The sequence below is a fragment of the Hamadaea sp. genome (assembly GCF_013362815.1).
Lineage (GTDB): Bacteria > Actinomycetota > Actinomycetes > Mycobacteriales > Micromonosporaceae > Hamadaea.
In genome coordinates, this window is record NZ_JABFVK010000013.1 from 37,952 (window position 1) to 64,333 (window position 26,382).

The following is a 26,382-nucleotide window of genomic DNA, read 5'->3' on the forward strand; positions in this document are numbered from 1 at the left end:
GTAAGACAACCGTCCGAGGGGAGACCCCCATGTTTACCCGTAGACATGATCGCACCGCGGAGTGGTGGCACAGCCTGTCCGAGGCCCTGTCCGACGCCCGCGACTCCGCATCCGACCGAGCCCACGACGTCGGCGGTAAGTTCGACGACGCGACGTCGGAGGCTCAGCGCCGCGCCGTACGCGCGTGGGCGGCGCTGTCGGGCAAGCCGGTTCGCCCGGCCTGGCCGATGATCGCGGCCGCGGTCGGCGCCGGAGTGGCGCTCGGCTGGCTGGGCGCGCAGGCGTACCGGCGGCCGCAGATTCGCCGGGCGCTGGCCTCGGCCGAGGAAACCGCCCAGGAACGCATGGAGGATCTCACTGCGGCCGCCGGCGAACGTGTCCGGCAGGCCAAGGCGACGTCCAACAGCCTCCTGGACAAGGCCCAGGGCCGGGTGTCCTGACGGACCGCGCGGGGTCGGGAGTGCATCCCGACCCCGCGCGCCGTGCAGTGGGTTACAGGGTCGCCTCTCCGGGGAGCCCGAAGAAGTCGTGCCACTTCACCCCGCCGTTGAACGAGCTACCGGTGGACAAGCCCACCCAGACGTCGTTCGTCGAGCCCTTGGTGAAGGTGATCGCGTCGGCTTTGCCGTCGCCGTTGTAGTCGCCGAGGAACGGGAACTCGCCGGACAGGCAGAAGTAGTCGCTCCACTTGACCCCGGTGCCGACGAAGGACGTCCCGTTCGACAGCGCGACGTACGCGTCCGCATTCGCGTCGCAGGTGAAGCTGACGATGTCGGCCTTGCCGTCCCCGTTGACATCACCGACGCGCGGCTGCTCGTTGCCGACCGCGAACAGGTCGTGCCACTTGCTCGACGCGGCGAACGAAGTGCCGGTGGACAGTGCCACCCAGACGTCGGCCAGGGTGTCGCCGGGCCCGCGGGTGAAGGTGATGATGTCGTCCTTCCCGTCGCCGTTCACGTCGGCCGAGGCGGGGATCTCGCCGGTCAGGGCGAAGAAGTCGTGCCACTTGGTGGACGCCGTGAACGAGGTGCCGGTCGACAGCGCTACCCATACGTCGCCCTCGGAGTTGTGGGTGAACGAGATGATGTCGTCCTTGCCGTCGCCGTTCACATCGCCGACCGCGGGCACCTCGGAGCCGGGCGCGAACCAATCGTCCCATTTGACGCCGCCGGCGAAGGACGTGCCGGTGGACAGTCCTACGTAGACGTCCCCGAGCGCGCCGCCGGTGAACGTGATCGCGTCGTCCTTGCCGTCGCCGTTGAAGTCCCCGGCCAGCAGGGTCTCGCCGGTCAGCCCGAAGTAGTCGTTCCACTTCACCGAGGTTCCGGAGAACGAGGAGCCGGTCGAGGTGGCCACGTACGCGTCGTTGAGCGTACCGAGGGTGAAGGTGACGATGTCGTCCTTGCCGTCGCCGGTGAAGTCGGTCGACGCCCCGGCCACCAGCTGGCCGCCGGAGTTGACCAGCGACATGTAGTAGTCCCAGTTCCAGTACGCGCCGGGGTCGGTGTGGTCGTTGCCCGGCATCTCGTTGTGACCCTTGATCGCGGTCCGGTTCTTCGGCAGGCCCCACTTGTCGGCCAGATACCGGGTCAGCGCGGCCGATGAGCGGTACATCGAGTCCGTGAACCATCCGGGATCGTCGATGTAGCCCTCGTGTTCGATGCCGAGCGCGTACGAGTTCGCGTCCCGTACGTGGTAGGCAGTGTCCTCCTCGCGCACCATCTGGGTGATGTCGCCGTCGCTCGAACGCACCACGTAATGCGCGCTGACCTGCGCCGACGGGTTCTGGAACCAGCTGATGGTTCCCGCGTACGAGCCCTGTGTCACGTGGATGACGATCGTCGTGATCGCCGACGAGCGGCCCGGCGAGTAGTTGCTGCCGCTCGCGGGCACCCAATGCGCCAGCGGATACTGCGGCACCGCTGCCGCCAGCGCTTGCGTCTGCCCGGTCGACAACTGCCCGGCCGGCGCGACGTCCGCGTACCGGCCCAGCTCCGGGCGCACCGGCTGCGGCGCAACGCGTACCGGTGCGGCGATGCCCTGCCGCAGCAGGTCGTAGACGTGATCGGCGGCCACCCGCGCGGTCGAGTCACTGCTCGCGCCCGCGAAGGCGGCCACGGCGGGATACCAGGCCGCGATCCGCTTCCGGTCACTGCGGCTCATTCCGTTTTCCTTGGCGTACGCCGAGAGCACGGCGGCCGCCCCCCGCACGTTGGCGGCGACGTCGGACTTGAGCCGGGCGACGCCGACGCCGGTGAGCGCGGCCGCCTTCGCCAGGCTGCGGTTGGCCGGGTTGTCGGCGAGGTGCATCACGCCGTATCCGTTGTCCTGACTGGGTTTCCCGGCATGATCGAGCAGCCGGGTCTCGCTGAAGCCGACGGCGACGAGCAGATCCCTGGGCACGTCGTACGCCGCCGCCGCGCGGGCGAACGTGGTGGCCAGGTCGGGTGCGGCCGGGGCGGCGACGGCGGGTGTCGCGGGAAGAAGCAGGATCGCCGCTCCCACGAGGACGGGTATGCGTTTCATCGAAGTCTCCTTTAGAGGGTGGTCTCGCCGGGGAGGCCGAAGAAGTCGTGCCACTTCACTCCGCCGAGGAATCCGGAGCCGGTGGACAGCCCAACCCAGACGTCATTGGTCGAGCCTTTGGTGAAGGTGACGGCGTCGTCTTTGCCGTCGCCGTTCACGTCGGCGAGATAGGGGAATTCGCCGCCGAGACAGAAGTAGTCGCTCCACTTCAGACCCGTACCGGTGAAGGAGGACCCGGTCGACAACGCGACGTACGCGTCCGCGTTCGCATCGCAGGTGAAGCTGACGATGTCGGCCATGCCGTCGCCGTCGACGTCACCCACCCGGGGCAGCTCGTTCCCGACCGCGAACAGGTCGTGCCACTTGGCCGAGGCGGCGAAAGTGGTGCCGGTCGACAAGGCAACGTAGACGTCGGCCGCAGTGTCGCCGGGTCCTTGGGTGAAGGTGACGATGTCGGCTTTGCCATCGCCATTCACATCCGCGACGGCCGGGTACTCGCCGGTCGGCGCGAACCAGTCGTGCCACTTCGTCGAGCCCGCGAAGGAGGTGCCGGTGGACAAGGCCACCCAGACGTCGCCGAGCCCGTCATGGGTGAACGAGACGATGTCGTCCTTGCCGTCGCCATTGACGTCACCCGTCGCCACCAGTTCGGCGTGCGGCGCGAAGAAGTCGTGCCACTTCGTCGAGCCCGCGAACGAGGTGCCCGTGGACAAGGCCACCCAGACGTCGGCGTCGTCGCCATGGGTGAAGGTGACGGCGTCGTCCTTGCCGTCGCCGTTGAAGTCGCCGGTCAGCGCGGTCTCGCCGCCGAGGGAGAAGTAGTCGTTCCACTTGACGGACGTCCCGGTGAACGTCGTGCCGGTCGACGTCGCCACGTACGCGTCGGCCAGCGACCCCTGCGTGAAGGTGACGATGTCGTCCTTGCCGTCGCCGGTGAAGTCGGTGGGGGAGCCCGCCGAAGTCTCGACGATCCGCCGAGCCGCCGCGAGCAGTTGCCGGGCGGTGCCCTCGGCCTGGTCATAGCGGTCGGGGAACCCGGATCCCTGCACGCATTGGGCGACCTGCCCCGCCGTGTACGCCGGATGATCCCGGTCGCAGCCGATCGCCCGGGTGAAGAACTGGGTCGAGGCGTATACGGGGTCCATGATCTGCTCGGGCGTGCCCCATCCGTAGTCGTAGCGCTGCTGGAAGACGCCGAGCGAGGTCTTGTCACCGCACGGCAGGTTGTTCATGTGCGACTCGACCCAGCCCGCCTCGAATCCGGCGAGCAGAGCCTTGTCCGAGACGTTCAGGTTCCGGCCGACGCGGTGCACGACGACAATCACCGCCGGGTCCGCAGTGGACGGAATCGAGGAACAGGTGGCGAACGCGGGGGTGGGATCGAGCACGGCCACGCCGCCGGCCGTGCCGAGGGCGCAGAGGATCGCGAGGAGACGTCGCATCGAAGCTCCTGGATGAAAGATGGGCGCACTCGTCCAAGGCGAGCGCGATGAGCAGGGAGTTCAGCGCGGCCGGGAAGACGGGGGCGCTGCGTCAGGCGTACACGGAATGGATGGAGGTCGAATTGTTGCGGGCGAAATTAGCAACCGCTCCGAAGTCGCGTCAAGTGACGAATTTTCGATCACCCGTGTTCACGCAGGCCGGACCGAGCTTTCCCGGATCTTGAGCTCGGTCTGCAAGGTCACCGTCGACGGAGGACGGCTCGGCTCGGCGATCCGCTCGGCCAAGAGCAGGGCCGCGGTGCGGCCGAGCTCGTACGTGGGCTGGACGACCGTGGTCAGCGATGGGCGTACCAGATGGGCCCAGGGAATGTCGTCGAAGCCCACGACGCCGAACCGGGCCGGGACCGAGACCCCCCGGTCCACCAGGCATTCCATCGCCCCGACGGTCATGAGGTTGTTCGCGCCGAAGACGGCGTCAGGCTCGGCGCCGGAGTCGAGCAGCGACGCCATCGCGGCGTAACCGCCCTCCTCGCGGTAGTCCGCGTGCCGGATGAGCTGGTCGTCGACCGGTCGCTTGTGGCGCTTGAGCGCGTTGGTGTAGCCGCGAAGCCGCTGCTGGGCGGTGGGCGTCTTGCGGGGGCCGGTGATGCAGGCGACCCGCTGGTAGCCGGCCCCGATGAGGTGCGATGTCGCGGCGTCCGCGCCGTGCTCGTTGTCGGACAGCACCGTGTCCACATTGGCGCCCCGGACCTGCCGGTCGATCGCGACCACGGGCGTGCCCGACTCGACGAGCCGGGTGATCGCCGCGAGCTTGCCACTGGAGGAGATGATCACGCCTGCCATCTGCTCGGCGAGCGCGGCGGTGACGTAGCGGTCCTCTTTGGTGGGATCTTCGTCGCTGTTGCAGAGGACCACGGAGTAGCCGGCCGCCTGGGCGACGTCCTCGACGCCGCGCACCAGCGAGGTGAAGAACGGGTTGCCGATGTCGGAGATGATCACGGCCCAGATGCTCGTCTGCTGGCGGCGCAGGTTACGGGCGACCGCGTTCGGGCGGTAATCGAGATCGCGCATCGCCTGGTGCACCCGGGCGGCGAGCGCGCCGTCAACCGTCGTACGCCCGTTGACGACGCGCGAGACCGTCGCGGCGGAGACGCCGGCATGCCGTGCCACGTCGTAGATCGTTGCCATGCGCCCTCGCCTTCACCTGCGAACCGGGTGAAGCCTAACAGGAGAAATCGATCCCCCGGACCGCAGCCCCGGCGGGGTTCGGAAATCGATATCGCCTTCGTTGACCAGGCATCTCGTCCGAGACATCCCCTGCTAACAGCGACGAAACGAGCTGTTGACAACCCTCGTTGCCGAGCCTAGTCTCTGGAAATCGATTTCTCGGCTGTACCTCAGAACCCCCGGTTAGGAGCACCGTGACGACGCAATCGGCGGACGGGCCCGCTCGCCTCGATCCCGGACTCGGCGATCCCGGCATCACTGCGGCCCGCCAGGCGCTGCGCCACGAGGCCGACGCGGTGGCCGCCCTCATCGGACGGCTCGGACCGCAGTTCAGCGCGGTCGTCGACGCGATCCTCGAATGCCGCGGGCGCGTGGTCGTCTCCGGTCTGGGCAAGTCCGGCATCATCGGCCGGAAGATCGCGGCGACGCTGGCGAGCACGGGAACGCCGACGGCGTTCGTGCACGCGGCGGAGGCGCTGCACGGCGACTCCGGCATGGTGGCGCCCGGCGATCTGGTGATCGCGTTGTCAGCCTCTGGCGAGACCGCCGAGGTCTGCGACTTCGCCGAGATGGTGACGGCGCGAGGCATACCGGTGGTCGCGTTGACCGGACGTCCCGAGTCCACCCTCGCGACACTGGCCAAGCACATCCTCGACGTGGCGGTCGAACGCGAGGCGGACCCGTTGAACGTCGCGCCGACGGCGTCCACCACGGCGACCCTGGCCATGGGCGACGCGCTCGCCTCGGCGTTGATGGTGCGCCGCGGGTTCACCTCGCAGGACTTCGCCGGCTTCCACCCGGGCGGATCACTCGGACGCCGCCTCACCGGGGGTGCCCGATGATCCCGCAGCAGACCTCCTCGGCCGGTGACCAGTTCGACGTTTGCGTCCTGGGCAGCTTCATGAAAGACCTGGTCACGCAGGCTCCCCGGCGACCGCGGCCGGGCGAGACGATCCGCGGCCGCGCCTTCGACGAGTACCTCGGCGGCAAGGGCTTCAACCAGGCGGTTGCGGCCACTCGGGCGGGAGCGCGTACGGCGATGATCGGTCGCGTCGGCGACGACCGGCACGGCGCGGAGTTCCTGGCGATGCTCGCCGACGAGGGCGTCGACTCGGCGTACGTGCGGCGCGACGCGGGCTGGGGAACCGGTGTCGGGCTGCCGGTCGTCGAGCCGGACGGGAGCAACTCCATCATCGTGGTGCCCCGGGCGAACGACGCCGTGACCGCCGACGACGTGCTGTCCGCCGCCCCGGTCATCCAGCGCAGCCGCGTACTGCTGGTGCAGCTGGAGGTGCCGATGCCGGCCGTGCTCACCGCGTTGCACCTGGCCCGGTCGGCCGGAGTGCTGACCGTCTTGAACCCGGCGCCTTCGGCGCCGCTGCCGGAGGACATCGGCGCGCTGGTCGATGTGGTGGTCCCGAACGAGGTCGAGGCCGAGAGCCTGACCGGCCTGCTCTGCCACGGCGACGCCGTCCTCGGCACCGCCCCGACGCTGCGGCGACGGCTGGCCCGGCGCGGTGCGATCGTCACTCTCGGCGGCCGCGGCGTCGTGGTGGTCGACCGGCGCGACGGCGACGAGGTGCCGCCGGACGCGGTCGACGAGTACGCCGGCTGGCGGACCAGCGTGCTGAACCCGATAGCGGTCGACACCATCGACACGGTCGGAGCCGGCGACGCGTTCTGCGGAGCGCTCGCCGCCCGCATCGCCGCCGGGGACGACCTGCTCAGCGCAGCCGAATACGCCAACGCGGCCGGCGCGCTCGCCACGACTCGCCGGGGAACCGCACCGGCCATGCCCCGCGCCGACGAAATCGACGCGCTGCTCACCCGTACGACCGTCTCCGGCGCCACCGTCGGAGAGCGTGCACTGTAACCCCGTTGGAGGTGGTGCTCGATGAAGACCCGGACCCTCTGCGCCGCGGCGACCGGCGTACTGCTGATGGCACAACTGGTCGCGGTCGCTCAACCGGCCGCGGCGACGACCGCGACGTCACCGGCGATCGTGGTGGCCAAGGTGACCGGCCCCGGGTCGGTCAGCTCGACCGACACGGCCTGGAACGTCAAGGCGACCGATCTCGGCATCATGTGGGACAACGGCGCGGGCGAGATCCTGACCGCGTTCGGCGACACCTTCGGCGCGGCGGCCACCCCGCCGGGCGCGAACGGCGACGACTGGCGCAGCCAGGTCCTGTTGCGCAGCAGCGATCACAACCTCTGGGACGGCATGTCCTTCAGCAGCGCGGCCACCGACGCCCCGGGGCACGCCAAGCAGCTCATCCCCAGCCAGAAGGTCGACAACTCCGAGATCACGGTCATCCCGACCGCGGGGGTCTCGGTCGGCTCGCGGCAATATCTCGCCTACATGTCGGTACGCCATTGGGGCGCGCCCGGTTACTGGGACACGAACTACGCCGCGATCGCGTACTCGGACGACAACGGGCAGAACTGGGTGACCTCGGGCGGTCCCCGCTGGGACAACCCCTCCGGCAACGACCACTTCCAGATGGCCGCGATGGTGCGCCGCTCGGGGTACGTCTACCTCTACGGCACCCCGAACGGCCGTAACGGCGCACTGTACCTGGCCCGGGTGCCGGAGGCGTCGGTGCTGACGAAGTCCGCGTACGAGTACTGGACGGGCAGCGCCTGGCAGACCGGCGCGGACACGCTGGCGACTGCGATCGTCGCCGCGCCGGTGTCCGAGCTGTCGGTGCAGTTCAACGCGTACACCGGCAAGTGGCTGATGACCTATCTGCAGGGCAGCGACATCGTGCTGCGTTCGGCGACCGCGCCGACCGGCCCGTGGAGCGGACCCAGTGTGCTGGCCTCGTCGGCGGACTATCCCGGGCTGTACGGCGGGTTCATGCACCCCTGGTCCAGCGGCTCCGACCTGTATCTGACGATGTCGGACTGGACGCCGTACAACGTGTATCTGATCCGCGTGACGCTGAACCCGGACGCCACGATCGGCAACTCGAACCTCGTCCGGGATCCGAGCTTCGAGCGGCAGACCAGCGGATCGGTCGCGTGGCCGTGGGCGGCCGTCGGCAACGGCGGGATCGACCACGATACCTGGAGCTTCACCGGCGACCGCAACGGATTCGTCCGGTACAACAGCGGTTGGCACGATCTGCACCAGGTGGTGAACGTCGCCGCGAACACGAACTACGTGCTGACCGGCTGGCTGCGTACCTCGGGCAACAACGACAACGGCTTCTTCGGCGTACGCAACGTCAACGGGCCGCCGTTCGCCGAGGTCAACTTCCACGCCGTGGGTTCGTGGACCCGCTTCACGGTGTCGTTCAACAGCGGCGGGCGTACGCAAGTCGAGGTGTTCGCCGGAATCTGGACCGACAACGGCGACATGTGGCTCCAGCACGACGACTTCGCCCTGGTCAAGGCATAGATCATCCTGCGATCATCGGATCGGTCCGCACGGCAGCGTCGCCGCCGGGGCCGCTAGAGAGGGGACAGCGTGAACTACGGTTCATACGGAAGCAGCCTTCGGGACCTGCCCCGGTTGCGGCCGCACCGCCGCCGGCGCGAGTCGAGCTGGGACCGCAGCGGCGGCAACGACGACCGAGTCACCGTCCACCCCGGTGAAACCGTCACGCTCGCCGACATCGAAGGCGCCGGCTCGATCAATCACATCTGGATGACCGTCGCCCCGCGGGACGCGGCCACGCCGGCCACTGCTGACCGGGACTTCCTGCGCAAGCTGGTCCTGCGGGTCTACTGGGACGACGCGGAGCACCCGAGCGTGCTCGTGCCGCTCGGCGACTTCTTCGGGGTCGGCCACGGCCGCACCGCCAACTTCGTTTCGGCGCCGCTCCAGATGAGCCCGCAGGACGGCAAGGCGTTCAACTGCTTCTTCCACATGCCCTTCGCGACCCGGGCCCGGTTCGAACTCACCAGTGAGTGCGAGTCGGAGGTCCTGTGGTTCTACTACTACATCGACTACGACCAGTTCGACGAGCTGGGCGCGGATCTGGGCCGATTCCATGCGCAATGGCGGCGGGAGTGCCCGACCGACGGCATCGAACAGGGCGAGCTGTCGAACTCTGACTGGCTCTTCTCGGGAAGCAACCTCGACGGCGCGGGCAACTACACGATCCTCGACGCCGAGGGGCGTGGTCACTATGTGGGCTGCGTGCTCAACGTGACCAACCTCCGCCAGACCGCCGACTGGAACTGGTACGGCGAGGGCGACGACATGATCTTCATCGACGGCGAGGCGTTCCCTCCGAGCCTGCACGGGACCGGGACCGAGGACTACTTCAACACCGCCTGGTGCCCGAGCGAGAGCTATCACGCGCCGTACCACGGGATCACGCTGCCGGGCGGGGAGAACTGGAGCGGGCAGATCTCGCTCTACCGCTTCCACATCGAAGATCCCGTGCCGTTCCGCAGCTCCATCCGGGTGACCATCGAGCACGGGCACGCCAACCGGCGCAACGACGACCTCTCCTCGGTCGCGTACTGGTATCAGGAGCTGCCCCACAAACCGTTCACGTTGCCGCCGGTCGGCCGGCGACTGCCCGGGCTGTGATCCGCCGAGCCCGAATGTCCGCTCTGCTCGCGGTGGCGCTGCTCGCCACCGGGTGCACGAGCTCGTCAGGAGAGACCGTGACCGTGCTGGACCCGCGTACCGACAAGCCGTTCGTGCTGACCGGCGTCGGCAACCTGACCGAGATCGGCCAGGTCACCGGTGTGCCCGGCGGCACTGACGCGTATGCGGTGCACGGGACCGATCTCGGCTCGGTCTTCACCGCCGGGGACACGACGTACCTGGTCTTCGGCGACACCTTCGGCGAACGGACAGCCGAGCAGACCGGCGCGGGCGGCAGCTTCTGGCGGTCGAACGTGCTCGGCTACACCACCGATCGCGACCTGTCCGACGGCGTACGCCTGACGGGCATGATCACCGACGAGACCGGGCTCGCCAAGGAACTGCTGGACAGCAAGAAGGTCGACGGCGTTGAGATGACCGTCATCCCCACTTACGGGTTTGCCGTCGGCCCGAACGCTCGAGCCGGGAGTGAGGACGAAGGGCCGACCAATGGCGGCACAGCGGGGAAGACCTTGTACCTCTATTACATGTCGGTGCGGCACTGGGGCGACCCGGGCCGCTGGGATGCCAACCACGCCGGGCTGGCCCGCTCCACCGACGGCGGGCAGAACTGGACCCGGCTGGAACAGACGACGTGGCCGGGTGACTCCGGATTCATCCAGGTCAGCGTCGCCCATGTCCTCGAAGACGGGGTGGACCAGCTCTACTTCTGGGCCATCCCGGCCGGCCGGTTCGGCGGCGTACGCCTCATGCGCGTACCCGCCGCGCAGGTGGAGGACCCGTCGGCCTACCGGTACTACGCCGGAGCCGACTCCACCGGTCCGATCTGGGCCGCCGAACGGGACCGGGCGGTCCTGATCGTCGACGACACCATCGGCGAGCTTTCGGTGGCGTACAACTCGTATCTCGACCGGTGGATCATGATGTATCTCCGCGAGGGCGACGGCGTCGTGCTGCGCGAGGGCATCACCCCCTGGGGGCCGTGGAGCGAGCCGCGGACCGTCGTGGACGCGGCCGGACATCCCGGGCTCTACGCGCCCTTTCAATACCCGGTGACCGGCGAAGACGGCCGCCGAATCTACTTCAACCTCTCCCTCTGGGGACCGTACAACGTGTTCCTCTACTCAATTGATCTTGAGAAATCCTAGGAGTCGCGATGAAGCGCAGAGCTCTGCTCGGCGGCCTGGCCGGCGCGGCCGCTCTCGCCGCCGCCGGATGCGGCAGCGGCAAGGACAGCGGATCGGGTGGCAAGACCGAGGTGACCATCTGGCAGCAGAAGTTCACCGACCAGGAGGACGCCTGGTACAAGAAGGCGGTCGCCGCGTACAACGCCGCTCAGGACAAGGTGAAGGTCGTGCACCAGATCGTGCCGGCCGACGCGTGGGACCAGAAGATGAAGGCCGCCCAGGCGGCGGGGAAGGCGCCCGACGTCTTCACCCTGAACTACAACAAGGTGCAGGGCTTCGCCCGGACGAGCCAGATCCAGGCGCTCGACGGCGTCATCGCCGCCGACAAATGGTCGGGCCTGCAGGATTCCGTGGTCGGCTCGATCACCTACAAGGGCAAGAAGTACGGCTACCCGATGCTCGTCGAACCGTCGGCCGTCCTCTACTACCGCAAGGACCTGTTCGCCAAGGCCGGGCTCGACCCGGAGAAGCCCCCGGCGAGCTGGGCCGAACTGATCGACTACGGCAAGAAGCTGACGACCAAGCAGGTCTCGGGCTTCTCGACGGCCGGCAACCAGATCGACATGGGCTGGTCCACCTGGGGCCTGCAGTGGAACGCCGCCGGACACCTGCCGATCAGCGACGACTGGTCGCAGCCCCGGGCCACCGACCCGGCGTACAAGCAGCTGCTGCAGGCGTACCAGGATCTGTACAAGCAGGGCGTCATGCCCAAGCAGCCGCTCGCCGCGTACGCCGACGCGACCCCCTTCGGTCAGGGCAAGGCGGCCATGATGGCCTGCGGTTCCTGGGCGGCCAGCGTGCTGCTGTCGGACTTCCCGAAGGTCGTGGGCAACGTGGCCGCCGCGCCGATGCCCTCGTTCGACGGCGACGCCACCAAGCCGACCGCCACCCTGGGCGGCTGGACCTGGGTGATCGACGGCAAGTCGACCAAGGCGCAGGCGGCGGCCGACTTCATCGCGTACGTGCTCGCCGGTGACCCGGCTCTGCTGGTCGACTACTTCAAGACGACCAAGTTCTCGAAGTACTCTCCCCGCACCGCGGTCGCCGACACGATCAGCAGCGACCCGGCCGCGAAGGAGAACCCGTGGGCGCAGACGATCCAGGACAAGGTGGTCAAGTACGCCAAGCCGGAGCCGACCTACGACTGGTCGATCAGCCTGGCGTTCGGCAAGGCGATCGAGAAGGCCCTCCAGGGCAAGGACATCGACACGGCGCTGAAGGAGGCCGACGCCGAGATCAAGGACATCATCGCGAAGAACAACCTGGCCGGACAGGGCACGACGTCATGACGACCACGGCCGGTGCTGCGACCTCGGTCGCAGCACCGGGCACCCGTGAAGTGTCCGGGGCACGGTCCCGGCGCCGGCGGCACGGCGACACCAAGGTGGCGTTTGTGATGCTCGCGCCACTGGTGGTGCTCCTGGCGATCTTCGTCATCTGGCCGCTGCTGCACGCCGTCTACATCAGCTTCTTCACCTGGAGCTTCTACGCCTCGTCAGAGTTCGTCGGGCTCGACAACTACGTGAACGTGCTGACCGACCAGGCGTTCCTTGCCTCGGTGCTGCGCGGACTCGGGTTCGCCGCGATGGTGGTCCCGGCGCAGCTGGTGATCGCCTTCGCGTTCGCCAACCTCGTGAAGTCGTTCAGCGGGCGCATGGCCGGTCTGCTCAAGGTGACGATCTACGTCCCGGCCGTGATCTCCGAGGTCATCGCCTCCATCATCTTCACCATCATCTACGCATACCGTGGGGGCATCCTGAACTGGGCCTTGAGCCTCGTCGGCCGCGACGACACCGCGTGGCTGGGCGAGACCGGGACCGCGTTGCCCGCGATCGCGGTGCCGGCGATCTGGATCGGGATGGGCATCGCCTCGCTGATCATGCTGGCCGGGCTGCTCGACATCCCCGAGGCCTACTACGAGGTGGCCTCGCTCGACGGGGCGGGCTGGTGGGCCAAGATGGTCCACATCACGCTGCCGCTGATGAAGAACATCTTCCTGTATCTGCTGGTCACCGGGTTCGCCGGGTCGTTGCAGTTCCTCGTGGTGCCGCTGGTGATGACCAACGGCGGGCCGCTGGAGTCGACCACGCTGCCGAACCTGTTCATCTTCCGGCACTTCACCAACGACCTGTACGCCGGTTATCCGATCGCCGCCGCCCTCCTCCTCTTCCTGGTGCTGGGTTCGGTCTCGGCGGTCATCTTCCGGCTGGTCCGCTCCGAGAAGGCGGTGGATGGATGACCCGGCTGCTCGTGACGATCGGCAAGGTGTTCCTCGCCGGGCTGTTCTTGCTCAGTGCCCTGTTCCCGCTGGCCTGGATGCTGATCGCGGGATTCAAGAGCAAGACGGAGGTAGTGCAGACCCCGTTCCAGTTCTTCCCCGAGGTCTGGCGCTGGGAGAACTACACTCAGATCCTCGAGGACCCGGCGTTCCTGCGCTCGATCGGCGTGACCTTCGTCGGTGCGCTGCTGTTCGCCGCACTGAGCCTGGTGGTCAACTCGCTCGGGGCGTACGCCTTCGCCCGGCTGGACTTCGCGTTCAAGCGCACCCTGTGGGTCGTCGTCATCACGACGATGTTCATCCCGGGGATCGCCATCATGCTGACCTCGTTCATCGTGGTGACGCAGCTGCACATGCTCGACACGATGGCGGTCCTGGTCGTTCCGGGTGCGGCGTCGGGCTTGCAGGTGTTCTTCCTGCGGCAGTACTACCTGGGGGTGCCGGTCGCGCTGGAGGAGGCGGCCCTCATCGACGGCGCCGGGCGCTGGCGGATCTTCCTGCACATCTTCACGCCGATTTCCAAGGGCGCGCTGGTGGTCGTCGGGGTCACCTCGTTCCTGGCGTTCTGGAACGCGTACGTGTGGCCGGTGCTCACCATCACCGATGCGAACCTGTTTCAGATCCAGCAGTATCTGGCGACCTTCCGATCCGACCGCTCCTCCGAGCTCGGCCTGCTCATGGCGGGCTCGACGCTCGCCGCGCTGCCCGTCATCCTGCTCTTCCTGGCCTTCCAGAAGCAGATCATCGGCGGCATCCGGATCTCGGGGATGAAATGAGTTCTCTCGAACGCGCGCGGCCGATCCGGCACGACGAAGGGCGCTTCGTCGCGCTGCCGATCGGCGGCATCGGCACCGGCGGGTTCGCGCTCGGCGCGGACGGCGGGCTGCGGCAGTGGCAGCTGCAGAACGTCGGCAACCATCGCGGGGAGTTGCCGGGCACGTTCTTCGCGCTGCGGGTCAGCCAGATCGAGCCGCCGCTCGACCGGACCGTCGTCCTGCAGGCACCGGTCGAGCCCGGCCCGCCCACGCCGCTGGTCAACGACGATCTCGTGCCCGATTGGCAGCGTGAGTTGTCGGCCACTTACCCGGGCGTGGAATCGACGACGTTCCGCGGGCTGTATCCGTTCGCCGAGATCGACTACCACGGGCTGCCGGTGGAGGTCCGGCTAACGGCGGTCAACCCGCTGATCCCGCTCGACGTCGAACGGTCCTCGCTGCCCGTGGGAATGTTCACCTTCACCGTCACCAATCCGTCTGATGTGGACGCTCACGTCTGGCTCGGGGCGGCGATGCAGAATCCGGTCGGCCACGACGGCACCACGCCGATCGACGGCGTCAACGGGCGCGGCTACGGCGGCAACACGAATCGCGTACGGCGGGAGAACGGCTGGACCTCGCTGGTCATGGACAACCACGCGATCGATCCACTCGCGCCCGGCGCCGGCCAGGCGGTGCTGTCGATCGACTCGCCGTCCGCGGCGACCCTGCCACAGTGGCAGGACGCCGATGAATTCCTCGGCTTCCTCGGCTCGCGAGCGTTCTATGTGGACACGTCGACCGTGGTCCCGCACGGCTTCGACTACCAGCCCAGTGGGCCCGCGCCGGCCTTCGGGCCGAGCGGCCCCGGCCGCACGTGGAACGGCGGGGTCGCGGCCGTCCTCGACCTCAAGCCGGGGGAGAGCGGCACCGTCCGCGTCCTGCTGGCCTGGCATTTTCCCAATCGGTACGCGAATTTCGTGCAGTTCGGTCCGCCGAACCCCCAGTGGGGGCCGACCCGGTTCTGGCTTGGCAACGCCTATGCGCAGCGGTACGCCGACGCCGTGTCCGTCGCGTCCCACGTCACCTCGTCGTGGGACGCCCTGGTCGCCGGTACGCACGCCTGGACCTCGGTGCTCGCCGAGAGCGACCTCGACGACGAAGCCGTCGAACATCTCGCCGCTCAGGCGGCGATCCTGCGCAGCCCGTCCTGCTTCGTCACCGCCGACGGCGCGTTCTTCGGGTTCGAGGGCGTCCTCGGGGCGTCGACGGTGATGTGGACCGGCGACGTCGGCGGATCGTGCCCGCTCAACTGCACCCACGTGTGGAACTACGCCCAGACCGTCGCGCGGCTGTTCCCCGAGCTCGAACGCAGCATGCGGCAGACCGAGTACGACGTGATGCAAGCGCCGGAGGGCTATCTGCCGCATCGGGTCATCTCGCCGACCTACCTGCCGCAATTGTGGGACAAGCCGATCGGCGGCCCCGTCGAGCCGGCCCTCGACGGGATGCTCGGCAGCGTCCTGAAGACTTATCGCGAGATACGCAACGGAGCCGGCCTCGACTGGCTACGCCGATACTGGCCCTCCGTGCAGCGGTTGCTGGACTACGTCCGCGAACGGTGGGATCCCTCCTCGACCGGGGTGCTGCGCGGCGTACAACCGTCCACACACGACATCGACTTGTGCGGCGTCAACAGCTTCATGGGGACGCTGTGGCTCGCCGCGTTGCGGGCTGCCGGCACCATGGCCGACCTGATGGGTTCTTCGCGGGACCAGTTCGACGAGCTGTTCGAGCGAGGCTCCGCAGCCTATGACAAGTTGCTGTTCAACGGCTCCTACTACGTCCAAGTCCTCGACGAGGGGGAGTCCACGGACTACCAGTGGCTGGACGGCTGCCTCGCCGACCAGCTCATCGGCCAGTGGTGGGCGCATCAGCTCGATCTCGGCTATCTGTTGCCGCGTGACCACGTCGTCAGCGCGCTGCGCTCGGTCGTGGCGAACAACCTCCGGACGGGATTCGACGGGTTCGACCACATCTACCGGGTCTTCGCCGACCGGGACGACACCGGGCTGCTCATGTGCACCTGGCCCGACGGCGGCCGTCCGGCGGTGCCGACGCGCTACTGCGACGAGGTGTGGACCGGTAGCGAATACCAGGTGGCGGCGCACTGCCTCTGGGAAGGACTCGACGACGAGGCGTACGCGATCCTCCGGGGGATCTGGGCTCGCTATGACGGGCGGCGGCGCAATCCCTACAACGAGATCGAGTGCGGCGACCACTACGTACGCGCGATGGCGGGCTGGTCAGTCGTCGACGCGTTGTCCTCGCGACCCGGGACGTGGCCGCTGATCACTCCGACCGGGTGGGGGACCGTCACTCGCTCCGCCGACGGCGTCGCCGTCTCGTGCCGCTACGGCGACCTTTCCTAAGCGGGAAGCCTGCAGATCACGGATATGCAGGCTTCCCGCGCTCTTTTAGCCTGCATATCCGTGATCCGGTGCCCGGCGGTCAGCCCGGGAGCGGCTCGGGAGCGGCCGGTCCATAGGGGACGCCCGCCTGCAGGATGACGTTGGCGTACGGAGTCACCTCGCCGGTGCGCACGATCGCCCGCGCCGTACGCGTGATCCGCTTGAACTCCTCGTGGCTGACCCGTCCGATCCGTTGCGCCGGAACGAGACCGGCGATGCCGTCGGCGATCGTGGCATCGGACAGCTCCTCGGCGATGGTGGCGTGTTCCACCACGAACTCGCCGAGGATCTGCCGGAGCACGGGAAGGAAGGCGGGTTCGCCGGACCGCCAGGCGAGGTGGACGACCTCCACTCCGGGCGGGGCGGGCAGTCCGGCGTCGCAGACGACGATCAGATCGGTGTGGCCTGCGCTCGTGAGGATCTCCAGCAGGCGTGGATGCCACAGACCGTCGTGCCGCATGTCTTCCTCCAGCTGCTCACCACACTCGGGAATTCGATTTCCCGGCAACGCTAAAGAATCGGCTTTCGCGTGTCAACCGGCGGGCGTCAGGGCCGCGACGATGCCCGGGACGTCCTCGCGGAAGTTGCGCGCCCAGTGCTCACCGGTATGCGTACCGGGGTAGTCGTGGAAGGCGTTGGGAATCCCGGCGTCGAGCAGGCGCTGGTGGAACGCCGCGTTCTGGTAATGCACCACCCGCTCCTGGACGTCGCTCATCCAGGCGTCCGGCGTCACGTCGGTCAGCCCGGCGTACAACGCGATTCGCTTGCCGCGGAAGCTTTCCACGCGATCCCACGGATTCTCGGCGGTCATGATGTCGTGCCGTTCGCCGATGCCGCCGTAGACCGCGCCGGGGAACTGCCCGTCGGCGGCCGGGGTCACGAAGATCCAGCTCTCGATGTCGGCTGCAAGGTTGTTCGACGGGCCTGAGTAGGACGACACCGCCGCGAACCGATCCGGGAACTCGGCGGCGTACTTCTGCGCGCCGTAGCCGCCCATCGACAGTCCGGCGACGGCACGCCCGGCAGCGCTCCCGGTGGTCCGCAGGTTGGCGTCGATCCACGGGATCAACTGGTAGATGTGGAAGTTCTTCCAGTTCAGCGGGCCGAGCAGCGGGCGGAGGTGATTCGCGTACCAGCCGATCTTGTAGCAGTCGGGCATGACCACGATGACCTCCAGCCCGGCGGTGGAATCCACCGCGCCGAGTTCCATGTGCCACTGGCGGAAGTCGGTGTTGCCGCCGTGCAGCAGGTAGAGCACCGGATAGCGGCGGGCCGGGTTGGCGTCGTAGCCGTCGGGCAGCAGGATGTTGACACCCGGATCGCGAGTCAGCTCGGTGCTGCGGAATCGCACGTACGCCAGGCGCGCGTCCCATCGCTGGTTGTCGAGCACGGTCAGCCCGAATCCGTTGCCGACCGGCAACCCCGCAGCATGTGCGGGCGAGCCGAGCTGCCCGGCGGCAGCCGTCGCGGCGACGGTGGCGGCGGTGCCGGTCAGCAGGCGACGGCGCGAAACGGTTGGTCGCATGAGTCCTCCCCAAGACGATGTGAGAAATCGATTGCAGGGACGCTCCATCGTGCCACAGGTATCGACGATGGCGAAAGCCTCAATCGCGTGGCGGCGGTCCACCCCCGCCACTACCGTTGGCCCATGATCCCGGTTACCTACCGTTCGGCGACCATGGCGGACGCGGCCCGGCTGGCCCGATTGCGGTCGGTCATCCGTGAGACGACCGGCCATGGCCGCCCCGCCACCGAGGCAGACGTGATCCGCGAGTTCACCGTGTACGCCGAACCCGAGGCGTTCCTGCTCGCCGAGGTGGACGGCGACCTCGTCGGCTGGGGATTCGCCGCGCCGGACAAGAACGGCGGACGCAGCTTCCTGGGCGGCGGCGTGCTGGCCGAGTACCGGGGCCGGGGCATCGGTCGGCATCTGCTGGGCTGGCAGCTCGACCAGTGCAGCCCAGCGGACCTGCCGATCGTGGGCTGCCGCAGCACCGACCAGGCGACGCAGTCGCTGGTGCGGCGGTTCGGCCTCGTTCTGGAGCGTGGCTTCATCTGGATGACCCGTGACGTGGCGTTGCCGACTGTCCCCGCGACGACCGACCTGCGGATCGCGGCGTACGCACCCGGCGACGAGTACGCGTTGTGGGTGGCGCACCAGGAAGGCTTCGGCGAGCACTTCGGATTCCATCCGACGCCGTTCGAGGAGTGGGCCGCTCGCTTCCCGCAGGACGAACGGTTCCGCCCCGACCTGTCGTACGCCGCCTGGGACGGCGACGAACTGGTCGCCTTCGCGCTGTGTTACGTGCCCTCGGTGACTCCGGAGCCGCCGAAGACCGTCGTCATCGAGCAGGTCGCGACGCGTACGCCGTGGCGGGGCCGCGGAGCGGCCGGTGCCCTGCTGGCGACGGTGATCGACGCGGCCCGGGCGGCCGGCGTACCGGAGTTGGCGTTGAACGTCGACGGGGAGAACCCGACCGGCGCGGTACGCCTCTACGAGAAAGCCGGGTTCGTCGAGTCATTCCTCCGGCTCCAGTTCAGCCGCCGGAACTAGGTCCACTCAGCGATAGATCGCCGACAACCACAACTGCGTCAGGGTGTCGACCAGGGTCTTTCGATCGTCGAAGGGCGGAACCCCACAGGCGGCCAGGTAGTAGAGCCGTTCGCCGGTCCACGTCAGCGTCGCGGCGAGCGCGCGTACGTCGACCCCGTCGAGCCGGGCCGCGACTGCCGGATCGGCCTGCCGATCGGCTTCGATCCGGCTGATCGTGGCGTCGGTGAACGTCTTCATCTGAGTGAGCCAGAGTTCGCGTAGCTGCGGATCGGAGGCCCAGTTCTCGACGATCGCGCGTAACACCGCCGCATTGGCGAGCCACAGTTCGGCTCCGGCGTCGATGCCCGACCGGAGTGTCTCGTGCGGACCGGCCTTGGCTTGGGTCCATGGTTCCGCCGCCTCGTGGCCGGCCCCAACTGCGCGTCGTACGAGTTCGGCCAGCACCGCCGGTTTGCCGGCGAAGTAGAAGTAGAAGCTGGCGCGGGAAACTCTGGCCGCAGCGATGATCTCCGCGACGCTGAGCGCGTCGAAAGCGCGGTCGGCTAGGAGGTCGCGGGTCGCGTCGAGAATGCGCTCGCGCAGGTCGGCGTCGTTTCCTTGAGGTTCGTCGCGTCTGGCCATCACGGTCGACAGCCTAGCGGACGTCGCGTCTAGACATGATGACCAGACACGCTGTATGGTCGCTCGCATGACACAGCTTGCCGTACATCTCGTAGTGAACGATCCCGACGCTGCGGCCGAGTGGTATGCCGAGGTACTCGGCGCGCGGGAGACCAGTAGAGTGCCGTTGCCGGATGGGCGGCCGCTGACGGTCGAGCTGATGATCGGCGACACTGTGCTGGCCATCGCAGGCGAGTGGCCCGATCGCGGGCTCCGGACGCCGGCCGCGCTCGGCGCGAGTCCGGCCGCCTTCCACCTGCCGGTGTCCGACGTCGACGCGGTTTACGAGCGTGCGATCGCCGCCGGAGCAACCTCGTTCGAGCCGCCGAACGACGCGTTCTGGGGCGATCGCACGGCGCAGTTCCTCGATCCGTCCGGACACCGGTGGGCGGTCGACCGCCACTTGCGCGACGTCTCCGCCGAGGAGCTCGCCGAGCGCGTCGCCGAGATGTTCGCCGGATAAGCCGAGATGTTCGCCGGATAGGCGACGTTCGGCGGGTCCCCGGCGATCCCGCCGGGGTGCTACGTTCCCGGACGTCACCACCATGGACCGTACGCAGGAGCGCCGATGAGCGACGACAACCTCGATCTCGACGTGGAAGTGGGGATCGTCGGCGAGCCTCACATGGTGAGTGACTTCCTGGTCTGGGCCCGGGAGAACTCCTGCTCGGTCCGGAGTCGCGCGAAGGCCGGCGACGGGTTCGAACGCGTCGTGATCGTCTATCGCGGCCCGGCGACCGGGGCCGAAGCGCAGCTGGCCGAGGAGAACCTCCATCGCCTCTGGCGTCGCCATGCCCGGCGGCCGGCCAAGATCCGGGTCAGCTTCGTGCCGAGTCCGGGTGAGGCGTGGCAGCAGAAGTACCCGCAGTCCTGGGCCGGCTAGCGCGGCGCATGAGCAGGTGCTCGGCGCCGAGCTGGCCGGTGATGACGGCCAGCACGATCAGGTCGACCGCCAGGATCGGCAGGCTGCCGACAGCCGCGAGGCCGAGCAGCGCGAGGCCGGCAGCGGCCCGGCTCCAGACGCGTAGGTCGCCGGACGGGCGCGTGACCGTCCAGCGGATCACCGCGAGCACGAGGAAGTAGGCGGCTGCGCCACCGCATAGGCACCACCGTGCGGCCACTTCGTGCGGCGGCTCCTGGCTGGCGAGCAGCACGCCCACCCCGTACGCCGTGATCGCGGGGAACAGCACGAGGTGTCCATAGACATAGGACTGTCCACTCACGAGCCAACGCTGGAGCGGCGTACCGTCGACGCAGTCGAAGTAGTGCCACCAGAGCGCGCCGACGCCGAGGAACCCGACTGCGGCCGCGACCAGCGTCGGGGCTCCCAGCGTACTGCCGCCGAGCCCGGCCACCCCGAGCGCGACCGCCTCGCCGAGCACGATGATGACGAACAGCCCGAACCGCTCGGGGATGTGCGACCGGTGGAACGCCACCCGGGAGATCGCCCGTGCCGACACCAGGGGCGTGGCCAGCTCGACGACGAAGCCCGCCACCCACAGCCAGTGCCGTTGCGGCAGCGATACGCCCGCCGAGCCCAGCCACAGCAGCAGCCCGATCGTGAAACCCAGCAGATATCGCCCGGTCAGCGGCCGGGCCGCCGGATCGGTCCGCCACGCTCGTGCGTACAAGATGATGAGCAGGAGCCGGACGGCGCTGTAGCTGAGCGCGAATCGGATGGAGCCACGGTCGCCGGTGAAGGCGTGCGGGATCGCGAGCGCGAGAAACGCGACCATCAGCATCGCGATGATCATCAGCGCCTTGTGCGGCGCGTCTTCGCGTTGCCAGCGGTCGGCGAAGAAGGTGTAGCCCACCCAGGCCCAGCAGACGGGCAGGAAGAGGGCCACATACCGCACGAAACCGTGCACGGTGGGGTGATGTTCGAGCGTGTTGGCGAGTTCCGCGACCGCCACCACGAAGATCAGGTCGAAGAACAACTCCAGCCAGGAGCCGTGCCGTTCCTCGGCGTCACCCGCCACCCCGAAGCGCAGTCGTCGCGTCACCGGGGAACGGTAGCGAAGATCAGCGGCGCGAAGCGAATCCCGTGCCCAGCGCCTCCGCGATCGGTCCACTGTAGAGACGATCGGGATCCATCTCCGGATCGTAGATGCCGACGTCGGCTCCGATCACCCGATCGTCTGCGGCCAGCCCGGCCAGCAGCTCGGTGAGCTGCGCGAAGTCCAGTCCCGGCGAGCCGGGGGAGTCGACGGCCGGCATGACGGCCGCGTCCAGGATGTCGACGTCGAGGTGCAGCCAGATCCGGTCCAGGCGGCGCTCGTCGAATCGCTCGATCGTGCGCGCGACGGTCGTCGCGATGCCGTGCGCGAGCATCTGCTGCGCGGTGAAGCACACGATCGCCGAGTCCTCGACCGCCGCCCAATGGGTCTGCGTGGCGGGCACGTCGGTCTCCCGGTCGCCCAGCTGCACGACGTCCGCGTCGGTCACGAGCGGCGTGCCGATGATCGGCCAGTGGGTCAGCAACGGCTCGCCGCGCCCGGTCGCCAGCGCCAGGTCCATGCCCGCGGCCGAGCCCAGCCGAGCCGCAGTGTCGTAGTTGTTCGGGTGGAAGAAGTCGTTGTGACCATCGAGGTGCGCCAGCCCGCAGCGCCCGTCGCGCCGCGCGCCGGCCAGGCTTCCGAGCAGATTCGAGCAATCGCCGCCGACCACCACCGGGAATCGGCCCGCCGCCAGGGCCGTGCCCACTACTTCTGCCAAGATCATCGAGTACGCACGCAGCCCGTGCCCGTTTCGTAGCCGAGTGAGGGGCTGGGCCTCGAAGTCATAGTCGGGATGCTCGAGGGTGACGACGTGGTGCGCCCCGAGCTGGTCGGCCAGCCCGGCGTCCAGCAGGACTTGCGGGGCCTGCCAGGCCCCGGGTTCGTGCCCGGGAGTGAGCGGACGCAGGCCGAGGCTGGACGGCGCGGTGATGAGCTCGATCATGCGGTCAGCGTACCAGTAAAACGCTGTTTACTGGTTGCATGATCGAGTATCCTCGGATCATGCAGGTGCGTGCGCACGACTTCCGGCCCCGGGATCTGGTCGCCGGCGACCTCGTGCTCGACTTCGTCAACACGGTCACCGCGCGCGACACCGAGCCGATCGACTGGCTCGACGCGTACGCCGCCCTGCTGTCCTGGGCCCGCTTGGCCGGGCTGCCGCCGGCCGCGCTCGCCGGGCTCGCCGCCGAAGCGCAGGCTCACCCGCGCCGGGCGGCTCGCGCGCTCGCCGACGCGAAGGTGCTCCGGGAAGCGCTGTGGGAGCTGCTCACCGCGCTGAGCGAAGAGGACACCCCGCCACCCGGAGCCCTCGTGCGCCTGACCGAATCGTGGCGCGCGGCAGCGGCCGCGGTCGTGCTCACTGACCTGGACGGTCGACTGGAAGCGACCGTCACGCCCGAGACCTCCGGACTGGCCTACCCGGAGCACTACGTCGCCCTGCGAGCGGTACGCCTCCTGGAGAACCTGCCGTCGCCACGCCTGCGGGTCTGCGGTGGCATTCACTGCGGCTGGCTGTTCCTCGACACCTCCAAGGCCGGTCGCCGCCGCTGGTGCGACATGGCGACCTGCGGAAACGCGGCCAAGACTCGTCGTCATCGATCTGTCGTACAGCCCTGACACGATCCGGAACCATGGAGATCATGAACGACGGACGGCACGACTTCGACTTCATCTTCGGCCGGTGGCAGGTGCTGAACCGCAAACTCGTGGATCCGCTCGATCCCGCTTGTGACGAATGGGTGGAGTTCGGCGCGCACGCGGTGGCCGAGCCGATTCTCGGCGGGCTCAGTCACGTCGACCGGATCTGGGCCGACGCACCGCCGGGCGGGACCGCGTTCGAGGGCTACACGCTGCGTCAGTTCGACCCCGAGGCGAAGGTCTGGCGGATCTGGTGGGCGTCCACCCGGCAGCCCGGCCACCTGGATCCGCCGGTCGAAGGTGCCTGGTCGGACGGTCGCGGCGTGTTCGAGTGCGACGACGTGCTCGGCGGGCGGCCCACGCGCGTCCGGTTCGTCTGGACGCACGACCGGCCCGACGAAGCCCGGTGGGAGCAGTCGTTCTCCGTCGACGGCGGAGCCTGGCGGAGGAACTGGGTCATGGAGTTGACCCGCGTGGCTTGACCCCTCGGGGCGAGATCATCAGGGCGCGACCAGGGGTTCCCCCGAGGTCGGCGGGGGCCGATCCGGACGACGATGGCAATAGAGATCACGTCGTACGGGAGGAACCGACATGGCTGCACAATGGACCGTTCCAGACGGGCTGCGGACCGCCCCGCCGAGGCTGCCGGTCGAGGGCGTGCTGCCGTCGTTCGCCGGTGCGCCCGCCGATCTGCGCGGTAAGGTGGTGCTGGTCAGCTTCTGGACCTACACCTGCGTCAACTGGCTGCGCCAACTGCCTTACCTGCGCGCCTGGGCGCACAAGTACGCCGCTCACGGCCTGGTCGTCGTCGGTGTGCATACGCCGGAGTTCGAGTTCGAGGCGTCGACCGGCAACCTGCGCCGGGCGGTGCGGGAGCTGGGCGTGGACTATCCGATCGTCGCCGACGACGACTACGCGATCTGGCGCGCGTTCGGCAACTCGGCCTGGCCCGCGCTCTACCTCGCCGACGCCGAGGGCCGCATCCGCCGCCATCACCTCGGTGAAGGGGAGTACCAGCAGACCGAGGCGGCCATTCAGGCGCTGCTGACCGAACGCGGCTCGGCGGGCTTCGACCCGGCCCCCGTCAAGGTCACTGCGCAGGGGATCGAGGCCCCGGCCGACTGGACGACCCTGCGGACGGCCGAGACCTACACCGGATACCAGCGGACGGCATACTTCGCTTCGCCGGGCGGGCTCGTTCCTCAGCGGCAGCACGGTTATCGCGTACCGGCCGACCTCGCGGTGGACTCGTGGGCGCTCGCCGGGGACTGGATCGCCCAACCGCAGGCCGTCGTGTCGGCCGCGCCCGGTGGGCGGATGGCGTACCGCTTCCATGCGCGCGATCTGCACCTGGTGCTGGCTCCGGCCACGCCGGGGGTGCCGCTGCGGTTCTGTGTACGCCTCGACGGCGAAGCGCCCGGTCCGGCGCACGGGCTCGACGTCGACGCCGAAGGCCATGGTGTCCTCGTCGAACCCCGGCTGTATCAGCTGATCCGGCAGCCCGGCGACATCGCCGACCGGACTTTCGACATCACCTTCGCCGACGCCGGTGCCGGGGCGTACGCCTTCACCTTCGGCTGAGCCCGGGCCCTTCGCGCCGGGCGGGTCTTGCGTTCGGCGGTCGGGTCTTCAGCGTTCGGGGTTCGCGTCTTCGGCGGTCCACGGCGCGAGTTTCTCCGGGTTGCGGACCGCCCACACGCGCCGGATCAGGTCGCCGGCCAGCTCGAACGCGAACACGGCCACGGTGACGCCGTCGCGCCGGCCGACCAGTCCGGGTTGGCCGTTGACCGTCCGCTCGACCAGCGTCAAGCCGGGTGCCTGCGTCGCGATGTAGAGGGCGAACTGAGCCACCTGCTCCGCGCCCTGCACCGGGCGTACCACCGTGTTCACCAGACCGCCGCCGTCGGCGACCACAGTCACGTCCGGATCCAGCAGCCCGACGAGGGCCGGGATGTCCTGAGCCTCCCAAGCCTGCTTGAACTCCCGGACGACGGTGGCCAAGTGGGTCGCCGGGGCGGGCGACGGCTGCGCCGAATCGAGCCTGCGGCGGGCCGCGGTGGCGAGCTGGCGGCAGGCAGCGGGCGTACGCCCGACGATGTCGGCGACTTCCGTGAACGGATACCGGAAGACGTCATGCAGGATGAAGGCGACTCGTTCGGCTGGCGTCATCGACTCCAGGACGACCAGAAACGCCATGCTCACCGACTCGTCGAGGGTGACTCGATCGGCGGGATCGGCCGGCGACTGATCCGGCAGCGGCTCCGGAATCCACTCCCCGACATAGCGCTCCCGGCGTACGCGGGCCGACCCGAGCACGTCGAGACAGATCCGGCTGGCCACCTTCGTCAGCCACGCGCCCGGCGACTCCACCACCGCCTGCTGCTCCGGCGACATGGCGTACCAGCGGGCGTACGTGTCCTGGACGACGTCCTCGGCGTCCGCCAGCGAACCCAGCATCCTGTACGCCAGATTGATCAGCTGGCGTCGTTCGGCCGCTACGGCGCTGATGTCGGGAGTGCTCATGTCAGTACCGACGATATAGCCGCCCGGAATGTGAGCCGCGCCTCCCTGCCTCACATTCCGGGCCGCCAGGTCGTCGGATCTGATGACAACATCCACGTCGACTGACAGGAAAGTCTGATGCGTAAGGTCTTCGCCGCCCTGGCCGGAATCCTCGTGCTCCTGGTGGTGGCCCAGTTCTTCTTCGCCGCGAGTGGCGGCTTCAGCACGCGCCCGGGCGAAGAGGCGTACCGGGGACACCACGCGCTCGGCTATGTGATCTTCCTGTGGCCGATCGTGATGATGATCGTCGCCGCCATCGGGCGTATGCCCGGCCGCCTCATCGGCCTGACCGCGGTGATCCCGGCACTGACCGCGTTCCAGGTGGTGGTCGCGAAGGTCGCCATCGGCATGAGCGACAGCGGCGGCAGTACGGCGTCGGAGCTCGTCTTCGGCCTGCACGGCATCGGCGGCCTGCTCACCGGGGTGTTCGCCGGGCTCATCCTGCGGCAGGCTCGGACGCTCGCCCGCCCGGCCCCGGTTTCTTGATCTGGTCTCTGCGCGGGGCGGGCAGGCGCGGC

Annotated in this window: 26 protein-coding genes; 17 read left to right on the forward strand and 9 right to left on the reverse strand. The window is 68.7% G+C overall.

What is annotated here, in order from left to right:
- The first annotated feature begins 29 nt into the window (after positions 1–29).
- Positions 30–440 (forward strand): hypothetical protein, encoded by a 411-nt coding sequence (locus tag HOV77_RS05200; RefSeq protein WP_290858193.1) that lies wholly within the window; start codon positions 30–32, stop codon positions 438–440.
- A gap of 52 nt (positions 441–492) precedes the next feature.
- Here the strand turns inward: HOV77_RS05200 and HOV77_RS05205 are convergent, their stop codons facing one another.
- The 3 genes from HOV77_RS05205 to HOV77_RS05215 form a co-directional block, all read right to left on the reverse strand.
- A complete protein-coding gene (locus HOV77_RS05205; protein WP_290858195.1) occupies positions 493–2,526 on the reverse strand; it encodes an N-acetylmuramoyl-L-alanine amidase in 2,034 nt (677 codons plus the stop codon).
- Between the two features lie 11 nt (positions 2,527–2,537).
- Entirely contained in the window at positions 2,538–3,968 is a 1,431-nt protein-coding gene (locus HOV77_RS05210) for a VCBS repeat-containing protein (protein WP_290858198.1), read from the reverse strand.
- 189 nt (positions 3,969–4,157) lie between these two features.
- A complete protein-coding gene (locus HOV77_RS05215) occupies positions 4,158–5,156 on the reverse strand; it encodes a LacI family DNA-binding transcriptional regulator (protein ID WP_290858200.1) in 999 nt (332 codons plus the stop codon).
- A gap of 233 nt (positions 5,157–5,389) precedes the next feature.
- Between HOV77_RS05215 and HOV77_RS05220 the strand changes: the two genes are divergently transcribed.
- The 9 genes from HOV77_RS05220 to HOV77_RS05260 all read left to right on the forward strand — a co-directional run bounded on the left by HOV77_RS05220 (position 5,390) and on the right by HOV77_RS05260 (position 16,414).
- On the forward strand, positions 5,390–6,037 hold the full coding sequence (locus tag HOV77_RS05220) for an SIS domain-containing protein (RefSeq protein ID WP_290858203.1): 648 nt from the start codon (positions 5,390–5,392) through the stop codon (positions 6,035–6,037).
- The gene (locus HOV77_RS05225) at positions 6,034–7,068 is read left to right on the forward strand and encodes a ribokinase (protein ID WP_290858205.1); all 1,035 of its coding nucleotides are present in this window, start codon (positions 6,034–6,036) and stop codon (positions 7,066–7,068) included. The genes HOV77_RS05220 and HOV77_RS05225 overlap by 4 nt, the downstream gene beginning before the upstream one ends.
- A 21-nt stretch (positions 7,069–7,089) precedes the next feature.
- The gene (locus HOV77_RS05230; protein ID WP_290858207.1) at positions 7,090–8,598 is read left to right on the forward strand and encodes a DUF4185 domain-containing protein; all 1,509 of its coding nucleotides are present in this window, start codon (positions 7,090–7,092) and stop codon (positions 8,596–8,598) included.
- 69 nt (positions 8,599–8,667) lie between these two features.
- Positions 8,668–9,741, forward strand: coding sequence for a glycoside hydrolase family 172 protein (locus tag HOV77_RS05235; RefSeq protein WP_290858209.1), 1,074 nt, complete (start codon positions 8,668–8,670; stop codon positions 9,739–9,741).
- Between the two features lie 14 nt (positions 9,742–9,755).
- Entirely contained in the window at positions 9,756–10,910 is a 1,155-nt protein-coding gene (locus tag HOV77_RS05240) for a DUF4185 domain-containing protein (RefSeq protein WP_290858212.1), read from the forward strand.
- Between the two features lie 8 nt (positions 10,911–10,918).
- The gene (locus HOV77_RS05245) at positions 10,919–12,238 is read left to right on the forward strand and encodes a sugar ABC transporter substrate-binding protein (protein ID WP_290858214.1); all 1,320 of its coding nucleotides are present in this window, start codon (positions 10,919–10,921) and stop codon (positions 12,236–12,238) included.
- Positions 12,235–13,188, forward strand: a complete 954-nt coding sequence (locus tag HOV77_RS05250) for a sugar ABC transporter permease (protein WP_290858217.1) — start codon at positions 12,235–12,237, stop codon at positions 13,186–13,188. Before HOV77_RS05245 ends, HOV77_RS05250 begins: the two co-directional genes overlap by 4 nt.
- On the forward strand, positions 13,185–14,003 hold the full coding sequence (locus tag HOV77_RS05255) for a carbohydrate ABC transporter permease (protein WP_290858220.1): 819 nt from the start codon (positions 13,185–13,187) through the stop codon (positions 14,001–14,003). The genes HOV77_RS05250 and HOV77_RS05255 overlap by 4 nt, the downstream gene beginning before the upstream one ends.
- Entirely contained in the window at positions 14,000–16,414 is a 2,415-nt protein-coding gene (locus HOV77_RS05260) for a GH116 family glycosyl-hydrolase (RefSeq protein WP_290858223.1), read from the forward strand. Before HOV77_RS05255 ends, HOV77_RS05260 begins: the two co-directional genes overlap by 4 nt.
- Before the next feature lie 79 nt (positions 16,415–16,493).
- On the opposite strand, the gene rbsD is transcribed toward HOV77_RS05260, so the two are convergent.
- Positions 16,494–16,913: a D-ribose pyranase gene (gene rbsD / locus HOV77_RS05265; protein ID WP_290858226.1), complete on the reverse strand. Its 420-nt coding sequence runs from the start codon at positions 16,911–16,913 to the stop codon at positions 16,494–16,496.
- Between the two features lie 72 nt (positions 16,914–16,985).
- A complete protein-coding gene (locus HOV77_RS05270; RefSeq protein ID WP_290858228.1) occupies positions 16,986–17,978 on the reverse strand; it encodes an alpha/beta hydrolase-fold protein in 993 nt (330 codons plus the stop codon).
- A gap of 123 nt (positions 17,979–18,101) precedes the next feature.
- Between HOV77_RS05270 and HOV77_RS05275 the strand changes: the two genes are divergently transcribed.
- Positions 18,102–19,007 (forward strand): GNAT family N-acetyltransferase, encoded by a 906-nt coding sequence (locus HOV77_RS05275; RefSeq protein WP_290858231.1) that lies wholly within the window; start codon positions 18,102–18,104, stop codon positions 19,005–19,007.
- Between the two features lie 6 nt (positions 19,008–19,013).
- On the opposite strand, the gene HOV77_RS05280 is transcribed toward HOV77_RS05275, so the two are convergent.
- Positions 19,014–19,628 (reverse strand): TetR/AcrR family transcriptional regulator, encoded by a 615-nt coding sequence (locus HOV77_RS05280; protein WP_290859674.1) that lies wholly within the window; start codon positions 19,626–19,628, stop codon positions 19,014–19,016.
- Positions 19,629–19,695: 67 nt separating this feature from the next.
- Between HOV77_RS05280 and HOV77_RS05285 the strand changes: the two genes are divergently transcribed.
- Both HOV77_RS05285 and HOV77_RS05290 read left to right on the forward strand, forming a co-directional pair.
- A complete protein-coding gene (locus HOV77_RS05285; protein ID WP_290858233.1) occupies positions 19,696–20,130 on the forward strand; it encodes a VOC family protein in 435 nt (144 codons plus the stop codon).
- A gap of 105 nt (positions 20,131–20,235) precedes the next feature.
- Entirely contained in the window at positions 20,236–20,550 is a 315-nt protein-coding gene (locus tag HOV77_RS05290) for a hypothetical protein (RefSeq protein WP_290858236.1), read from the forward strand.
- Here HOV77_RS05290 and HOV77_RS05295 read toward each other — a convergent pair.
- Together HOV77_RS05295 and HOV77_RS05300 are read right to left on the reverse strand one after the other, a co-directional pair.
- Positions 20,486–21,670 carry a low temperature requirement protein A gene (locus HOV77_RS05295; protein ID WP_290858238.1) on the reverse strand — a complete coding sequence of 395 codons (1,185 nt, stop codon included), beginning with the start codon at positions 21,668–21,670 and terminating at the stop codon, positions 20,486–20,488. The genes HOV77_RS05290 and HOV77_RS05295 overlap by 65 nt on opposite strands.
- Before the next feature lie 19 nt (positions 21,671–21,689).
- The gene (locus HOV77_RS05300) at positions 21,690–22,607 is read right to left on the reverse strand and encodes an arginase family protein (protein ID WP_290858240.1); all 918 of its coding nucleotides are present in this window, start codon (positions 22,605–22,607) and stop codon (positions 21,690–21,692) included.
- A 38-nt stretch (positions 22,608–22,645) separates the two neighbouring features.
- Here HOV77_RS05300 and HOV77_RS05305 point away from each other — a divergent pair, with 38 nt between their 5' ends.
- The 3 genes from HOV77_RS05305 (at position 22,646) to HOV77_RS05315 (ending at position 24,883) form a co-directional block, all read left to right on the forward strand.
- Positions 22,646–23,281, forward strand: coding sequence for a CGNR zinc finger domain-containing protein (locus tag HOV77_RS05305; RefSeq protein WP_290858243.1), 636 nt, complete (start codon positions 22,646–22,648; stop codon positions 23,279–23,281).
- Positions 23,282–23,295: 14 nt separating this feature from the next.
- Positions 23,296–23,784, forward strand: a complete 489-nt coding sequence (locus HOV77_RS05310) for a hypothetical protein (protein WP_290858246.1) — start codon at positions 23,296–23,298, stop codon at positions 23,782–23,784.
- 109 nt (positions 23,785–23,893) lie between these two features.
- Positions 23,894–24,883: a redoxin domain-containing protein gene (locus HOV77_RS05315; RefSeq protein WP_290858248.1), complete on the forward strand. Its 990-nt coding sequence runs from the start codon at positions 23,894–23,896 to the stop codon at positions 24,881–24,883.
- A gap of 48 nt (positions 24,884–24,931) precedes the next feature.
- On the opposite strand, the gene sigJ is transcribed toward HOV77_RS05315, so the two are convergent.
- Positions 24,932–25,825, reverse strand: coding sequence for an RNA polymerase sigma factor SigJ (sigJ, locus tag HOV77_RS05320; RefSeq protein ID WP_290858251.1), 894 nt, complete (start codon positions 25,823–25,825; stop codon positions 24,932–24,934).
- A gap of 117 nt (positions 25,826–25,942) precedes the next feature.
- On the opposite strand from sigJ, the gene HOV77_RS05325 reads away from it, so the two are divergent.
- A complete protein-coding gene (locus tag HOV77_RS05325) occupies positions 25,943–26,350 on the forward strand; it encodes a DUF6220 domain-containing protein (RefSeq protein WP_290858253.1) in 408 nt (135 codons plus the stop codon).
- Positions 26,351–26,382 lie beyond the last annotated feature (32 nt).

Coding starts and splice junctions, on each gene's coding strand:
- HOV77_RS05305 (WP_290858243.1), top strand. CDS start 22,646: ATGATCGAGTATCCTCGGATCATGCAGGTGCGTGCGCACGACTTCCGG.
- HOV77_RS05300 (WP_290858240.1), bottom strand. CDS start 22,607: ATGATCGAGCTCATCACCGCGCCGTCCAGCCTCGGCCTGCGTCCGCTC.
- HOV77_RS05285 (WP_290858233.1), top strand. CDS start 19,696: ATGACACAGCTTGCCGTACATCTCGTAGTGAACGATCCCGACGCTGCG.
- HOV77_RS05275 (WP_290858231.1), top strand. CDS start 18,102: ATGATCCCGGTTACCTACCGTTCGGCGACCATGGCGGACGCGGCCCGG.
- HOV77_RS05210 (WP_290858198.1), bottom strand. CDS start 3,968: ATGCGACGTCTCCTCGCGATCCTCTGCGCCCTCGGCACGGCCGGCGGC.
- HOV77_RS05280 (WP_290859674.1), bottom strand. CDS start 19,628: ATGGCCAGACGCGACGAACCTCAAGGAAACGACGCCGACCTGCGCGAG.
- sigJ (WP_290858251.1), bottom strand. CDS start 25,825: ATGAGCACTCCCGACATCAGCGCCGTAGCGGCCGAACGACGCCAGCTG.
- HOV77_RS05315 (WP_290858248.1), top strand. CDS start 23,894: ATGGCTGCACAATGGACCGTTCCAGACGGGCTGCGGACCGCCCCGCCG.
- HOV77_RS05270 (WP_290858228.1), bottom strand. CDS start 17,978: ATGCGACCAACCGTTTCGCGCCGTCGCCTGCTGACCGGCACCGCCGCC.
- HOV77_RS05205 (WP_290858195.1), bottom strand. CDS start 2,526: ATGAAACGCATACCCGTCCTCGTGGGAGCGGCGATCCTGCTTCTTCCC.
- HOV77_RS05325 (WP_290858253.1), top strand. CDS start 25,943: ATGCGTAAGGTCTTCGCCGCCCTGGCCGGAATCCTCGTGCTCCTGGTG.
- HOV77_RS05245 (WP_290858214.1), top strand. CDS start 10,919: ATGAAGCGCAGAGCTCTGCTCGGCGGCCTGGCCGGCGCGGCCGCTCTC.
- HOV77_RS05310 (WP_290858246.1), top strand. CDS start 23,296: ATGGAGATCATGAACGACGGACGGCACGACTTCGACTTCATCTTCGGC.
- HOV77_RS05250 (WP_290858217.1), top strand. CDS start 12,235: ATGACGACCACGGCCGGTGCTGCGACCTCGGTCGCAGCACCGGGCACC.
- rbsD (WP_290858226.1), bottom strand. CDS start 16,913: ATGCGGCACGACGGTCTGTGGCATCCACGCCTGCTGGAGATCCTCACG.
- HOV77_RS05230 (WP_290858207.1), top strand. CDS start 7,090: ATGAAGACCCGGACCCTCTGCGCCGCGGCGACCGGCGTACTGCTGATG.
- HOV77_RS05200 (WP_290858193.1), top strand. CDS start 30: ATGTTTACCCGTAGACATGATCGCACCGCGGAGTGGTGGCACAGCCTG.
- HOV77_RS05225 (WP_290858205.1), top strand. CDS start 6,034: ATGATCCCGCAGCAGACCTCCTCGGCCGGTGACCAGTTCGACGTTTGC.
- HOV77_RS05240 (WP_290858212.1), top strand. CDS start 9,756: ATGTCCGCTCTGCTCGCGGTGGCGCTGCTCGCCACCGGGTGCACGAGC.
- HOV77_RS05290 (WP_290858236.1), top strand. CDS start 20,236: ATGAGCGACGACAACCTCGATCTCGACGTGGAAGTGGGGATCGTCGGC.
- HOV77_RS05255 (WP_290858220.1), top strand. CDS start 13,185: ATGACCCGGCTGCTCGTGACGATCGGCAAGGTGTTCCTCGCCGGGCTG.
- HOV77_RS05215 (WP_290858200.1), bottom strand. CDS start 5,156: ATGGCAACGATCTACGACGTGGCACGGCATGCCGGCGTCTCCGCCGCG.
- HOV77_RS05260 (WP_290858223.1), top strand. CDS start 14,000: ATGAGTTCTCTCGAACGCGCGCGGCCGATCCGGCACGACGAAGGGCGC.